We start from the raw sequence: 15,768 nt of genomic DNA, 5'->3' as shown, positions 1-15,768 counted from the left end.
CCCATCTTCTCGGTACTAAAAACCAATCTTTTTGAACTTGCACTTAAAATACAACGATTACATACCTGTTTACTTTTCCATAATTATTGATAAAAATCAAGGATTTACGCCAGTTTTCTACGATATTTAGGGTAGAGATAGGTTTAGTAAGTATAAACAGACATATGATCTATGAAGCAACACCCCGACTGGTAAAGGAGGAGTGGATTCGCTACAATAATAGGAGTGAAGTGTAGTTGAATTAAGGGAGAGAACTTACATGCAACGAAGATGGATGATGCTTGGAGCTGTAATGACCATGCTGTCGGTGGCGATAGGTGCGTTTGGTGCTCACATGCTCAAGGATACGATTGGGCCGGCGGCCATAGCTACTTATGAGACGGGTGTGCAATATCACATGATTCATGCATTGGGCCTGCTCATTATTGGCTTGACGGCTGGTCAACTTGGAGCATCGACAAAACTGAAGTGGGCAGCGCGTCTGTTGTTTATCGGTATTATCGTGTTCTCGGGCAGCTTGTATGTGCTTAGTATTTCTGGCATCAAGATTCTGGGTGCCATCACACCGATTGGTGGGGTAGCCTTCATTGCCGGATGGTTGTTATTGGCATTAGATGTGTGGCAGCGAGGTAAGGATCGCTCCTGATCGGTCCAAACAAATCTCGGAGGGTTCAATCCTGCATGAACCATTGAACTAAAAAAGCAACTTGCGTTAGAATGTCCCGTCATTCTAACGCAAGTTGCTTTTTGTTTTAATCCGATGAAGTTAGTTACAGAAACTCATCGATTTCATTGGTTCGGAACGTATACACCTGTTTTTCATCGACATGATATATGCTCACAATACTGGTATCTCGATCAAAATTCAGAATACGGCAAGGAATGCTCTGATGTTTACCGTTTTTGTTATTGACAACAATACGGGTGAGTTTATTCTCTTTAATGAGTGTGTCAATCCACGCGTCAAACGAGTTTCCATCGGAAACATTGGATGTTTGGGTGGCAGGCTTTTTCTCGCTAACCGGTTTTTCTTGCTGATTCTGTGTTTTGACTGGAGCAGGTGAGGCAGGTGTCTGAACTGCAGTGGACGCCTTCTGTGCTGCGATGGCTTGTGATTTTTTGCGTTCGTTGTGAAGTGTGACGAAAGAGTCCTTCTTGGACTGGAGTGTCGCTTCAATAATTTTGCCTAGCTCTATGCCGGATTGAATCCGAAAGTCCGCAATTTGTTCTTCATTGTTTATGAACTCCAACAGGGACTGCAGTGCCAATGCATTTGAGCGGCTCTTAATAAGTATATCGACATTAAATAAAAAGCCGATGTCCTCTTGATTGGATAAGGTTTCTTTCATTCATCCCAGCCCCGTTAAAAAGTATGTCAGCTCAAAAAAACGCTTCAATTCACTATATCATTAAAAAGGAAATTATCATAGTACTAGAGATGCAGAAATATGCCAATTCGAAATGAATCTAGTCCCGGAGTGCCCCTTGATTTCTCTCCAGAATAGAACAAATATTCTTCTTTTTTCATCCCCTGATCGTCCTGTTTGCCTGCGCCAGTCGTGCGGGTCTAATCTATAATTTATTTAATCAGGACAGGAAGCAACAGGGGGAATCGGGAATGGGCAATGCATATCAGGATCGATTGAGATACGTTTATAAAATTACATCTTCCAGAATTAGAAAAGCGGATTATGATCTGCATCTTACTTATCAAGAAGCGACAGTAAATGGAGAAGTGGCATCTATTGGAAACCATCAGGTATTTCGTTTTATCGATCGTATGCGAGGCTATAAGGAGAGGGAACAAGATCTGGCTAGAATCAAGCTGGAAATAGAGCAATTAAAAGCTTTGAAAACCAATGCTGAACATAAAAGAGCAATGAAGAAATTGCATGAAGAACTGAAAAATCTGAAGTTTGCCGATGATTACTTGCTGGTGGTCATTGAAAATAATAAAGACTATGATCGGCTGAACTCATCAAAAGCTTTCTCCATCAACGGCAAGAAATACAAGCGGTTATTGGCTACGACAGGTGGAGCCAAAAGTTCGACGGTCATCTATGTGAGTGAGGATATTCATCCGTCTTTGGAGAAAAGATTGAATAACGGCAGAGATCCCAATAAAGAGCTGGTTCCTGCCAAACTGGAGGCATATAAGGCCTTGGCTTGCAGTACAAGCACGCCTGTGTCACATCCCGAGCGGGTATTGGTTGTTCATGATTGTATAACCGAATTTGGCGCAGACATTATTCAGATTGATGATACCGAGACAGAATACCCTCGCATTGAGAGTAGGAAAAATGAGCCTATTCATATGAATATGAGTGACGGATTTGGTCTGATCTCTCCTGCGCTTAGTGAACTCTGGGCAACCGAATTGGGGCATGAATATATCCCAAGTGGCTTCTGTATCCGTAATAGCTTCTGTAAAGGTATGGTCTTTACATTTGATTATCACGAATTTGCTGATCGTGTTGCAGGCAAGTATATGGTGGACGATGCCTGGGGGAATCCTGTGGATATTCGAGAGGTAGACCTGATCATCACAACGTCTATGCTCAAACTATGGAGTTCATACAACAGTATCGACGATTATCTGTTATGTTGCGGTTATTATGGCTACACGTTCAGCGTAACGAAGGTTACACCTGAAGAACTGGAGGATGAGCGTCATTTAAACTACCAGTTTATTCAGTCGCTCCAATTGGATGATAACGAGATTGGTGAACTTATTCGTCCCACGGTAGACTCGATTAAAGATGTGCTAGGTGAAGACTATCGAAAGGCACTGTTATTTCTCAAAGGAATTCACATCCATGAGAACGATTATAGAAATAGTCCAGATGATTATATTAAAGGGCTCATGGCAGACTCGCGACTTATAGATGATCCTTTTGTGCGCAACAAAATTCATACCTTAATACGTAAGCGAATGAATGAAGCCAAGATCGGAGTTCTAAGAGTGAAAGGCAATTTCAGCATTATATCTGGCGATCCCTATACATTGTGTCAGAGCATATTTGGCGTGCCTTTAACAGGATTACTGAGTTCAGGTGAGTTCTACTCCAGATATTGGAATGAACGCCATGTGGACCGTGTAGCTTGCTTCAGAGCTCCGATGACTTGTCATAACAATATCAAGGTGCTTCGTTTTCAAAATACAGATGAGATGCAGTATTGGTATCGCTATATGAACACGGTCACAATCTTAAATTCATGGGATACGACGACGCATTCACTAAATGGTGCAGATATGGATAGTGATCAGGTCTTAACTACAGACAACCACACGATTCTTGGGGCAATACAGGAGCTTGATGCGATTGTATGTGTACAGAAAACCTCAGCCAAAAAAATTCCGGATGAAAAGGATCTAATTCAGGCCAACAAAGACAGCTTTGGTGATCTGATCGGTTTTACAACGAACAAAATTACGTCGATGTTCGATATTTTAGCCAATTATGAGGAGCATAGTGCAGAATATCAGGAAATGATGTACCGAATTCAATGTGGTCAGCATTATCAACAAAATGCCATTGATCAGGCCAAAGGTATTGAATGCAAAAAAATGCCGAAGCACTGGTATGATATTCGCGCTGCGGTAACGGACGAGTCTGCCTTGAAAATGGTAGCACACAAGAAGCCTTATTTTTTCATATACAATGACCCGGAACAGAAAAAAGAATATACCAATTATGTAGAAAAAACGAGTCAAAAGTGCTTGCAGTTGTTTGGCATGACTGTGGATGAATTGTATTCGAAAAAGGAGCTATCTCCGGATCAGGAACAGTTCCTGGCACAGTATGAACAGAGAATGCCTGTATCCACGGCACCTTCTGTGATGAACCGGTTATGCCATCAAGTGGAAGACGAGTTCAACAAGTTAAAGCTAAAACAGACTGAGAGTCCGTTTGATCATACGATATTGAAGAGTACCAAGAAATACTCACAAGCTCGTTATAAAGAGATTCAACGTTTATATCAGATGCATAACGAAGAGCTACGTAGCTATATGACTAACTTGCACAAGAGTAAGGTGAAAAAGGAAGAAAGATCTGCCCGATGGCAGTTGTTTGTTTCACGTTTCAAGGAGCAGGCGCTGGAGATCTGCAATAACGAAGAAGATCTGTGCAATATGATTGTGGACATGTGTTATCGAAATGCAGAGAAATCAAAGCAATTTGTATGGGATGTCTCGGGGGATCAAATTATTCGCAATCTATTGCTCAGCAACGATCACATCATCCATTATCCGGTTAGAGATCCTGACGGCGATATTGAGTATGCCGGAAGAACCTTTAAAATGACCCAAATGCATGTGAAGGAGCAGCGCCCTTGAAAATCATTCTAAATGAACGTCATCATGCCGAGCAAGCAATTGCACATGGGAAAATTGATAAGAAGCCAACCAAAACGTTGATTTGTTTAGCTAAATACGGGCTTGAACAGGGGAAGAACGCCGAAGATGCATATGCGTTGTTAAATCAGTTTATGACCAAGTATTATCCAGACTACAATGCTGTCCAGTGGGATACATTTCTCAATCGTATCATTAAGCAGTCGCAGAAGTATATCAAGATAAGGGAGGAGGCAAGCAAGAGCACGCTAATCGAGATTGATCATGTACCTGTAACACTCGAAGAACTTCAAAAGATCAAACAACTTAAAAGTAAACGACTCGAGAAATTGGCCTTTGTTTTACTGGTCTACAGCAAGATTAATAATCGAATCAATGAAAATGATACGTACTGGATTAATAATGAATGGAAAGAAATCTACGGTGATGGTCAAATGGCCGTAAGCAAAAAAGATCAGGGGTTATTGGTACACAAACTTATTCAGTTAGGGTACCTCAAAGAAAGTCAACGCGTCGATTCAACTAACGTACAGGTTTTGTTCGCTGCGGAGCATGGTGAGGTTGCCTTCCAGTTAGTTCGCTTCGATGACTTTGTGTTGGAGTACTCTCGCTGGAAAGGAGAAAACATCAAAAATTGTACCGTATGCGGAAAACGGATGCTGGCAAAATCGAACCGAATGAAATACTGCAAGGAATGCAAGAAAGCCGGTAATTATCCCATTAGAAAACTTCTTTAAAGCTAGACACAGCAATGCTTTGCATGATTGTTCAAGAATTTCTTTAATGATAAGCCAGAGACAGGTTTCCTAGGTAAGGGGGAGGTATCAACTTGGAAACAGTCTTATAAAGAAAATATGCTACATAACGCTTAGGTAGGTGAATTATGTCAAATGGGATAACTTTAGCACATGTAGAGTCATTAATTAGAGAAGCGGTGAAACATAGCAGTCCGGGACAGCCTGGGGACACTGGCGAAACTGAACTCGCCATCAAGCGTGCACTGGAGGCAGCTAGCGAAGCCTTGCAAGCTGCCGGAAAAGCAAAAGAGGCTTATCAAACGACTCGACTTGTGTACCAGAGTCCAGTTGCTGATTTTGAGGAGTTAAGTGTGCAGTACCCTTCTCCTGAAATAGGCTGGACGGTACAGACGTATAAGGATGGCAAGAGATATCGATATGACGGTAAGGCATGGGTAGAGATTGATGTATTTGGTCAAAACCTTCAGGTGGTTAATTCCGATATGGATGGGCTCATGAGCACAGCTGAACACCTGAAATTAAATGAGATTCCGTTGGAAGTACAGGATCGTGTTATGGTCTTTTGCAAAGAATCACGGGTGTACCCGGAAGTCCTGGGGATTTTAGCCCCCTTTCCATTCGAAGGCGAGATTTTACATGTAAAGGGCTACTGTGGAGTATCTGGAGATACCGCAACTGAAATAAGAATTGAGCGATCCAAGGATCTGATTCATTGGCAGGATGTGATGGGAAGTTCACTGAAGTTTGAGGCACTTCAACACCAAGATGATGGTAAGGCTACATTTGAGATGAAAAAAGTGGAGGCTGGAGATATTTTCAGAATCAACATCATCGAAGCAGGTTCAAATATTCAACACCTTACGATTCAATTAACGATCAGAACATAAATAAAAGGAGATGGAATATAATGACACAACCGATTATTACATGGATGGACGCAACACACAGCAAGGAGATTGTAGCACCGTTTGATTATGGTGTTATTGATGCAGATACCAAAAGTGAAATTCGTATTTTTAATGTGTGGAACAATAAGAATGGTGCTTCGGACGTATCTAAAATGGAAGATTGCACGATTACAACGCGAGATATGACTGGTGGTACTGGAGATACGGAGGCTCATGATGTAGAAGTGGTGAAGAATAACTGGTTCCACGTTCAGGTTGATTCCTTGGGGGAGACAGATTTGGAAGAAGAAAGTTCTCGTATCGGCAGGGATTTTTCCAAACCCATCGGAACAACAGGCAAGACAACCAAAGATTATACAGGAACCGCTTATGCAACACCATTTGCACCGGGACCGAAAGAAATCCTGGGCGTTAGTAACAATGGAAATCCTCAAGATGCGGCTGGTAACTATGTGACCCTGTCCATTCAATGTGTAGTACCGCTGAATGCAAAAAGTGGAAAGCAACAGTTCAAGAAACGTATCTCCTATCGTTACGTGTAAAAAGAAACAATTATGGGACAGGCTATTGCAGCCTGTCTTTTTTATTAAAAGGGGGGAAGTTCTGTGATTCTAGGTAATACACAATTTACGCGCTCACCTGTATCTCAAGCTTATATATGGATTGCTGATTACTATGATGGTACTTATTTAAGCGAATTCGATTTGCAGACACAACAATCAAACAGTTTTTATAGAATTAACAAGGAAAACTTGGTCTCTTTTGGATTGATGGGGCAAGGATCTCACGTGTATCACAATGTTGCCAACGGTGTGTTTCATATTAATGCGGATAGGTACTCTGTATCTTACGTATGTGACGATCAAGAATACCCGTTAACGGGTAGGACCTTTCTATACAGTGACATCATTCAATTCAAGAATGTTTCTTCAGATGTGAATATGAGTGGACATTCAGGTCCTGGGAGTTCGGGGGCTTTCCATAATACGATTGAATGTTTTAACTTCGGGTACAAAAAAATGATGAATCTGAACGATGTGCAGATTAACTTTCAATGTGTGTGTTCCCTGCCGTTGAGCGGAACTGCTTTTCTCCAAATTAAAATCACCTCAGACCAGGACCTGTCAGGGGAATTGGTTATTCGTAAAAATGGATTTGTTATAGATCAAATCATAGCTCCTCTGAAGGCAAATCATGCAGGAATCATAAACTGGGACATTCGTTGAGTTGGATTTTGAGATGAGATAGGTGGTGAGCGTATGGCGATTCAAGAAATTGGATTAGATATAGATGTATCTGTAGGTATTTTTCAAGATACGATATATGAGGATGAGAGAAATTGAAGTTAAGAGAGTTGAGTCAGGATGCGGACGGGAATTCCATCTATCCTGCTAATGGATCTTGGGAGTCCACGCCCATACGGATTCAGGACAAAATCGCTTCATTTAAAGGTGTGGCTGCAAGTGTAGACGCATTGGGAGGAGCATCATACAAAATCTACTGGAGTACATCTGAGGATGGCTTTAAGTGGGGGGCGTATGAGGAAATTCAAGCAGATGTGACTGCTCCTAAACCTCCTGCAAAGTATGCGAAGGTGAAAATTGAGATTTTTGCTGAGAAAGAATATTCGAATTTCTACATAGACGATTTTAATCAGAAGGGGAAATACAATAATCCCTTTATTGAAAGTGAATCTGGTTCACTAGGCTTAAAGAAAATATATCAATTGAACATGGAACGAGCATCGGACACTCCAACAGGGATGGTGTTACGTCAGAAGGTTGAAAATACGAAATTCAAGAAAGTGGATAGAATTAGAGTGAGTAAGGGGTGAATTTATGGCAGTTCCAGCAACGACGGGGCAATTGAGAGAAAAGCTTTCTGATATGGAAATTGGAGATTATATTGTTTGGAAATACGATAATACAATAACTGGATATATTTTCGGAGGAAGTACGACGGGTTATACAGAAATTCCGCTAACAGGAAATCCATTAGCCAGTATGCCTTTAAAATATTTCTGGTATGCCGTCAAAGTGGACAAAGGATTACTAATAGCAGATAGAGTTGTAAGTAACACGATAACATGGGATTGGTTAAATTCAAATAAATTCGTTGAAGGTTCGCCACGCAGTATAAGTGGAATATCAGGTGTTGTTCGTTGCCCAAGTGGTGGGGTTGCGTATGCCGATGCAAGTGGAAATAAAGTTTTAACTTCAACCAATACAGGGTACGGGGCTTGGCCTACGATTAATGAGTGGGATACACATGTTGTTAATTTTCCTGGGAATAAGATCCTTTCTGGTAAATCATTGAATGATGTTTGGAACTTTATGTGCATGACATGGTGTAAAGAAACGACAGTACCGCTTTCTGGAACAGTACCCGGAGGTTGGACAACGGGGGGCAGAACAGTTCGTTCTGAAAATATAACAAACAGCAAAGATAGATTTTGGAGTACAGCTTCTAACTACTCCAATGTAGCAGTGGGCTTTCGTCCGGTATTTGAATATAAGGAGGTGTAATGAATGGCAGCTGTAGGAGATCAATTAACAACACCGGAAAGTGGGTGGAGACGCTATGATGATACACATGTTGGCTTAAAGTATACGGGAAGTTGGACTACCCCATCCCCATCCAATATAGGTTATTATGGTGGCAGTATAAGAGTAACTAGCCGAGCTGTCGACAATAACTATGTTACATTTTCATTTTACGGAACAAAACTTAGGATAATCTCCGACTTTTATGAGCATAGGCATTCTAATAACGCTATCACGATAGATGGTGTAACAGAGACGTATAGTGCCTTTCGTGCAGTAGGCTCCCCTAGCCTTCAGCAATCCATAGTGTATGAAAAGACTGGATTACCTCTTGCATTTCACACAGTTACCATTGCAACAGGTCATAATCGTATAAATTTCACTTTAGATGCTATAGATATTGATGAAACAGGGTATCTGAGTGGGTATGCTTTAACGGCGACAGAATCTGGATGGAAAAGGTATGATGATAGTCATCCATTTGTGGTTCCCAGTGGGAACTTTGCACGAAATTCAACAGATACTAATTTTCACAACACATCCGCGATATTTATTCAAGATGCTACAGGCGAAATAAAAATAAATTTCTATGGAACAAGGTTTAGACTGATCGGAGCTAAAAACACAAATCGGTCAACTAATGTAGAGGTGTTAATTGATGGAGTTTTGGATCAATCATTCTCTCAAAATGGAGCTCTATTGTATAAATCACTTGATTATGAAAGGTCAGGGCTTTCATTAGGCAACCATAGTATCATAATCAAAGGCAATGGATTATATGGATTTGATGCTATTGACATTGATGATAATGGACAACTTATAGCTAGTATTGGTTCCCGATTACCAACTCCAGATGAGTGGTGGAAGAGGTATGATGATAATAATTCGGCTATTAATTATGAAGGAGTAGGTTGGATTTCCGCTACAGGTGATCCTAATACTTATGCAGGGACAGCCCACTATACTTCGTTGAATGGAGCATCATCTAATAGGATCAAATTCAATTTTTATGGAACAAAATTAAGGATCATTGATCTATACTGGACTAATAGAGTGAATAACGTAACTATAGAGATTGATGGAAAATTCTCCACATGGAATCCCAACAATTCAGCGAATAAGTATCAAGTATTGGTTTTTGAAGTATCAGGTTTGACAAAGGGTTTACACGAAGTGAAATTATCGACAACTAGTTCGAGTGGAACATTTTCTCTTGATGCTATAGACATTGACCTTGATGGTCGGTTGTTCCATCCAGATGAAGTAACAAGTGTTACTGAACTTGAGATTGGTAAGCGTATCAGATGTCATTACCAGACTTCAGTAGCGAACAACGTTGGATTGTTTAGCGGATTAGGAGAGCAATCTTCTGATCTTATTCCTGTATCAAGTTCTGCAACACCGAATGGTGATTTTTACTTCATTATGGTAGAAGATGGGGAAGGTCGCAAGTTGTTGGTCGCTGATCGAAATATTCAACACAGCATAAGTTGGGACTCTATAAATGCAAATGGAATGGCTAGTGGTGGCGGTGCACCAATTTCATTATTGAAGACAAAAGAGATTGCAACCTCAATTCGACTTCTCACAGGCGGTATCAACGCAACGGATAAGGATAATGAATGGGATAAATATATTGTTAACTCTACACTAAATGGAGAGATCAGTGCTGGTAGCAATTTTGTATGGAATTGGAGCGGAGCCGCATCATGGGCTTCTACAACAAATACTGGTGGGTCAGCAAACAGAACTGGACGAGGTGGCACAGGCGGAAATGTAGGAGCGAGTGGATATAATCCAACGTCTTATGTGGGGGCGGCCACTGCAACTGGCTTTAGACCATTAATGGAAATTGAAATTCTCCCAATGTTTAGATCATTAATTAAGCATAACGCTGAATACAAACGCTTTAAATTGGGGAGTTCTAAAGTGGATAAAACTCTAATCATTACTCCTTTAATGACATCCAATACTACTCCATCAGGTGTAACAAGTGCAAGTAGCATATATAATTCCAGTTATGAAGCGTGGAGAGCATTTAATGGTGGAGCAACAGGTACAGAAGATTGTTGGGCTTCAAGTGCTGGCAGTCCTAGTGGGCATCTAGCATATAAATTTAATGATATAACCACATTAAGTATGTATTCCATAACGTCAAGAGACGCATCAGATTTAGGTTCAGCACCTAAAGATTGGACATTTCAAGGATCTAACGATGGGATTAACTGGAGTGTAATTCACACGGTTAGCAACTCAACAGGATGGAGTCAGAAAGAAACAAGGCAGTTTGTTTTAGATAAAGAATATTCATACTTCAATTATAGACTAAATATTACATCTAATAACGGACTGAACTATACTACAGTAGGAGAATTGGAATTAATTAAGAAGAGTATAATTGATGCAATTCCATCTGAATGGAGTATAATTTCAGTAACTTTACCATCAGAAAGCAGTTTTATTAATGATGGAATGGATGATCTGTCTGTATTTGATAGAAAAAAAGAAGATTTAATTCAGATTATGAATGCCAATGGATCACTAGGATCAGGAAAATTGTTTAAAGGAAGCATTGACCTGAAGAAGTATATTGAAATAACAAATGTGAGTGTGAAGTAGAGTATGTATGCTCTACTTCTTTTTTTATTTTTATATGAAAGGAGATAGATTTATGACAGGTGTAATTTGGCAACAACTACCTGGTATCACATTGTCGGATGGTGATCTAACTGCAACATCACTAAACCATAATTATGCTGCAGTTGCTACAATAGGTAGGAGTTCGGGTAAGTGGTATTGGGAAGTGGGTTTGTCGGACAATTTAGCAATGATTGGTGTTACTAGTGTCACAACTGGTGTGAAAGTATGGAATACAGTTAATCATAGGGGATATTTCTCTGACGGTAAGAAATGGAGTGGTGCTTCAGGAGTAGCTTATGCGAACACTTTCATTATAGGAGATACAATAAGTATATTGATGGATTTGGATAATGGCACATTGGAGTTCTGGAAAAATGGGGTATCACAAGGAGTTGCATTTAATGACTTAAAGACTCTTGGAATGATTTATCCAACTCATGGTAGCGGAGCAGCATCAACAGCATCAACTGTAACTGCAAATTTTGGAAAAAAAACCTTTAGATACAAAATGCCTTCTGGATACGAGAGATATCAGGGATATGAAAATAAAATCTTACTTTCATCAGGCGATAAAGCATATTCACTAATGAAGAAGTTTTCAGATAATTTGATAGCAATCATGACATCTAACACCACTCCATCTGGAAAAGCATCTGCAAGTAGCATCTACAGTAATAATTATGGGGCGTGGAAGGCGTTTGACAGATTAGATGATCAATTTCCTTGGGCATCAACATCTAAAATTGGCTGGCTAGCATATGAGTTCTTTAAACCTGTAGTCATTGCTAAATATACTTTACTGGCAAATAGCGCAGAGTTAACTCAAGCACCTAAAAACTGGACATTTGAGGGTTCTAACGATGGTGTTAATTGGACTGTTTTAGATGCACAAACCAATCAGGTTGGATGGCAATCAGGAGTGAAAAGAGAATTTGCAATTATTAATAAAAAGTCTTTCATTCAATACAGGGTAAACGTAATGGATAATAACGGAAGTAGTCTGTTATCTATCAGAGGTTTTGAAATGTATAATTATGAAATTAATCCAGATAAATTGGCTATCATCTCTAATAAATCAGAACAAACTTTTATTAGATATGGTATGGACTTATCACTTGGTATTTACATATTTAATGGAGTCCAGTCCGTTGAAACCAAAGATAATGTATTAAGTTCAGGCAAAGCCTATGAGCACACAATTGATATGTCAAAACGCCGAGTAGATAAAATTACACTTGGCTAAATTTTTAAGAACACATCTATATGGGTGTGTTCTATTTATTATGAAAGGAGATGATTTAATGGTAGCATACACAGAAAATTTGATCCCTATCATGACATCAGATACCTCTCCAAGAGGTAGGGCTTTTGCAAGTAGTTCTAATCTGAATGGTGCATTTATGGCATTTGATAAGTCTGATACCTATGGATTTGTGAGTGGGAATGGTAGTATTGGACATCTTGGATATGAATTTGTGAACCCTGTTAGAATTGGCAAGTACGTTGTTAGGAGTTTATCCTCAACTTACTTTGCCCATATGCCTAAATCATGGACATTCGAAAGCTCTAATGATGGTGTTAGTTGGAATATTCTAGATACACAGTCTAATCAGATGTGGACAACTGCAAATACAGATAAAGAATATATTATTGATTACAATAAAGCTAAAAGATACAAAATATATAGGTTAAACTGGACAGCCAACAATGGGGGACCACAAGTAGTAATAAATGAATTAAAAATGTTTGGAGTCGGTTATTTTGATAAATTTTTGATTTCATCTGAAGACACTACATATTCATTGTACAGAAAGATCGGCAAACCTCTAATTCCTTTGATGGATGGATATGAGAATACAATTGGTAGCGTTATTGGATCAGCAAGTTATTCGACAGGTTACACTTGGAAAGCCTTTGATAGTGATGATACTACCGCTTATGGGACTAACTTCATACCAGATTCGTCAAAACCAATTTATGTAGGCTTCAGATTCAATGATCCTGTGTGTGTAAAAAGATATTCTTTTTTAGCGGGCCTGAGAACATTTAAATTCATGGCATCTAATAATGGTACTACCTGGGATACCCTTGACACCCAAACGTCACTAGTATCGAATACTTCAACAATACAGACGTTTGATATACAGAACGATAAGCTTTATAACTATTACAAACTAGAAGCGACATTAGCGACTAGTGGAAATGCTTGGGTGAGCATTTTTTCTGTTCAGTTTTATGGATTGATGCCTTCTATTCTATTAGAATGTCCTTCTAGCGAGGAAAGTTATATTCAGAATGGTATAGATAAAGGATTTCAAATCGATACAGTTGAAGAGTTGAATGTTAAACAACATATTAAAGAAGATTCAGTTCCGCTAGGCTCAGGCAAAGTATTTAAGCAAAAAATCGATACAACTAAAACACGAATAAAGAAAGCATCGATCACATAAGTAAATATAATTATTTTTCCATTTATCTTTAGAAAGGAGATGCCCATTTATGAAAGTATCTAATGTTTCAGCAGTTCCTAAGATGACGTCGAACACTGCGCCATTTGGAACTGTGAGATCAAGCACTGCATACAACGCCAACGCTGGGTGGCGAGCTTTTGACGGTACAGACTCTCTGTGGTTTGAGGGGAATAGTCAGTATAGTGTATGGGTGAGTTATCAATTCTTGGAGCCGATCACTATTAAAGGTTATGCTCTAAGTAAAGGCAACAGAGGAGCTAACTGGAACCCTAACGGTTGGCGATTAGAAGGATCAAATGACAATACTAGCTGGACTATCCTTCACTCCGTTAGCTCCATTACAGCCGCATCATGGAATGCAGAACCAAGAAAAGTGTATGAATTTAATAATGATGTTGAGTATCTCTACTACAGATTATTTTTGATTACAACAACAGGCCCTGCTACTACAATGGCGATAGGTGAAATCGAACTATTCTCACTTGCTTATGATTATAAATGTTTAGTGAAAAATAATGACAAATACTTCTATCTATATAATAATCAATGGACTCATCTTCAAACACAAATTCCCACAGATCAAGACTATTTAACTTATGGCATGGATGACATATCTATTATTCCAGAATCGACATGGGCTGAGCTTAAGGGAGATGTTGAGCTTTATTATTTCACCGACGATCCAACCAAAACAGAAGCATCCTTCAACATTGAAACTGATCCCTTCACCCTAGCCGAAGAATGGAAAGACAAAGAGATCAAAATCATTGAATACACCGATGACCCAAACCAAACTGAATCAACGATTACAATCGAAACCGAACCTTTTACAATATACGACGAGTTGGGTGATAGTGTAGACGTTTTATATTACACGGACGATCCAACCAAAACATCAGCGGAACTAAATATCACGGCTAACTACTCCCCATTGGATGAGCTTGAGGGAGATTTTGACGTGGTTACGTGGACGAATGATGAAGAGGTTATTGCCGGTAATCGGGACATGATGCTGACGTATGACGCGCTACCGTTTGAACAGTTAATTGTGCAAGCAACAGACATAACACTCGATGGAGATCTGAAAAAGGTTGTCGCTACGAAAGTAACGGAGAACAGCCCGGAAGGTATATTAAGAATGGCTGCTTCGTTCGACTCGGGGCTCACATGGAAGACATACCGTTTCAACAAGTGGTTCGATCTGGATATTCAGAATACAACCCTATTCAAAAGAAAAGGAATGAATCTGGACACACTCAACGCCATCCCTGAAAAGGATCTAATAGCTTTAACACGAATCGCCTATTACTTCGATAGCAGTAAGCATTATGAAAACAGCTATTCGCTGGACGATGTGAAGATGATCGTTGATGCACCGCGTAATGCGTTGGAGTTTAGAGATATGTCACTGCAACTGTTAAACACCACTGCCACAATCGACCTGACCTTCTCTGGTAACAAACTTACAGGTGTGCTTGATGATGCAGATCAAGGCAAAGTTAAGTACCGCGTGTTGTTGAACGGTAAAACGTATTATCCGGCGGATGGCAATTTTACGCGACTAGCAGCTTCTCCAATCGATATTGAACTCAATATCGACGAGCGAAGTGTTAATTTTGGCGTAGAGAATACCTTGAAGGTTGAATTTCAGGACTATTGGGGTGCCGTAGATTCCTGGGAAACCAAATTTATCGGATCGTATTCAGGATTAATGTTTATGGATGAGTCTGGAGACTTTCTGTCAGATACCTTTGGCGGAATTTTGAAACAACTCGATTATGGGGTGATCATTGCCGGACAGACGACGTTAACGAAGAAAGTCAGAATCAAAAACATGCTCGGATATGCTGTGGATCATGTATACCTGGAGATGGATAAGAAATTCGAAACGGACGGTGTTAACGTCCAATTATCCAGACTGGCCGACCCGTTTCTTCCGATCGATTATCTGACCTATGGTCTGATTCAACCGGAGGACAGCATCGATTTTTATATTCGTATCGCAACAGATATTCATGCCAAGCCGAACCCGAATGGTAATTTTGAAATGAAGGTCACAGCAGACCGGGTGTAGCTCTCAATACAATGAGA

At 39.9% G+C, this 15,768-nt stretch carries 13 protein-coding genes; 12 read left to right on the top strand and 1 reads right to left on the bottom strand.

Annotated elements, in window-relative coordinates:
* Positions 1-259: 259 nt before the first annotated feature.
* On the top strand, positions 260-646 hold the full coding sequence (locus tag QF049_RS14120; RefSeq protein ID WP_091032639.1) for a DUF423 domain-containing protein: 387 nt from the start codon (positions 260-262) through the stop codon (positions 644-646).
* A gap of 124 nt (positions 647-770) precedes the next feature.
* Here the strand turns inward: QF049_RS14120 and QF049_RS14115 are convergent, their stop codons facing one another.
* Positions 771-1,349: a hypothetical protein gene (locus QF049_RS14115; RefSeq protein ID WP_307538182.1), complete on the bottom strand. Its 579-nt coding sequence runs from the start codon at positions 1,347-1,349 to the stop codon at positions 771-773.
* A 269-nt stretch (positions 1,350-1,618) separates the two neighbouring features.
* Here QF049_RS14115 and QF049_RS14110 point away from each other — a divergent pair, with 269 nt between their 5' ends.
* The 11 genes from QF049_RS14110 (at position 1,619) to QF049_RS14060 (ending at position 15,751) form a co-directional block, all read left to right on the top strand.
* Positions 1,619-4,339, top strand: coding sequence for a hypothetical protein (locus QF049_RS14110; RefSeq protein WP_307538180.1), 2,721 nt, complete (start codon positions 1,619-1,621; stop codon positions 4,337-4,339).
* Complete coding sequence (locus QF049_RS14105) at positions 4,336-5,094, top strand: hypothetical protein (protein WP_307538177.1); 759 nt, start codon at positions 4,336-4,338, stop codon at positions 5,092-5,094. The genes QF049_RS14110 and QF049_RS14105 overlap by 4 nt, the downstream gene beginning before the upstream one ends.
* Before the next feature lie 146 nt (positions 5,095-5,240).
* A complete protein-coding gene (locus tag QF049_RS14100) occupies positions 5,241-6,002 on the top strand; it encodes a hypothetical protein (RefSeq protein WP_307538175.1) in 762 nt (253 codons plus the stop codon).
* Between the two features lie 20 nt (positions 6,003-6,022).
* A complete protein-coding gene (locus tag QF049_RS14095) occupies positions 6,023-6,565 on the top strand; it encodes a hypothetical protein (RefSeq protein ID WP_192134724.1) in 543 nt (180 codons plus the stop codon).
* A 63-nt stretch (positions 6,566-6,628) separates the two neighbouring features.
* The gene (locus tag QF049_RS14090) at positions 6,629-7,249 is read left to right on the top strand and encodes a hypothetical protein (RefSeq protein ID WP_307538171.1); all 621 of its coding nucleotides are present in this window, start codon (positions 6,629-6,631) and stop codon (positions 7,247-7,249) included.
* Between the two features lie 113 nt (positions 7,250-7,362).
* Positions 7,363-7,857 (top strand): hypothetical protein, encoded by a 495-nt coding sequence (locus tag QF049_RS14085; RefSeq protein ID WP_307538169.1) that lies wholly within the window; start codon positions 7,363-7,365, stop codon positions 7,855-7,857.
* Positions 7,858-7,861: 4 nt separating this feature from the next.
* Positions 7,862-8,548 (top strand): hypothetical protein, encoded by a 687-nt coding sequence (locus QF049_RS14080; RefSeq protein WP_307538167.1) that lies wholly within the window; start codon positions 7,862-7,864, stop codon positions 8,546-8,548.
* A gap of 3 nt (positions 8,549-8,551) precedes the next feature.
* Positions 8,552-11,185 carry a discoidin domain-containing protein gene (locus QF049_RS14075; RefSeq protein ID WP_307538165.1) on the top strand — a complete coding sequence of 878 codons (2,634 nt, stop codon included), beginning with the start codon at positions 8,552-8,554 and terminating at the stop codon, positions 11,183-11,185.
* Between the two features lie 52 nt (positions 11,186-11,237).
* Positions 11,238-12,449, top strand: a complete 1,212-nt coding sequence (locus QF049_RS14070) for an SPRY domain-containing protein (RefSeq protein ID WP_307538163.1) — start codon at positions 11,238-11,240, stop codon at positions 12,447-12,449.
* 58 nt (positions 12,450-12,507) lie between these two features.
* Entirely contained in the window at positions 12,508-13,656 is a 1,149-nt protein-coding gene (locus QF049_RS14065) for a hypothetical protein (RefSeq protein WP_307538161.1), read from the top strand.
* Between the two features lie 49 nt (positions 13,657-13,705).
* Positions 13,706-15,751: a discoidin domain-containing protein gene (locus QF049_RS14060; RefSeq protein ID WP_307538159.1), complete on the top strand. Its 2,046-nt coding sequence runs from the start codon at positions 13,706-13,708 to the stop codon at positions 15,749-15,751.
* The last annotated feature ends 17 nt before the right edge of the window (positions 15,752-15,768 follow it).

Source organism: Paenibacillus sp. W4I10 (genome assembly GCF_030816325.1).
Taxonomy (GTDB): Bacteria; Bacillota; Bacilli; order Paenibacillales; family Paenibacillaceae; genus Paenibacillus; species Paenibacillus amylolyticus_B.
Note: the sequence above shows the minus strand (reverse complement) of the source record. Positions and strands in the feature narration are given on the sequence as shown.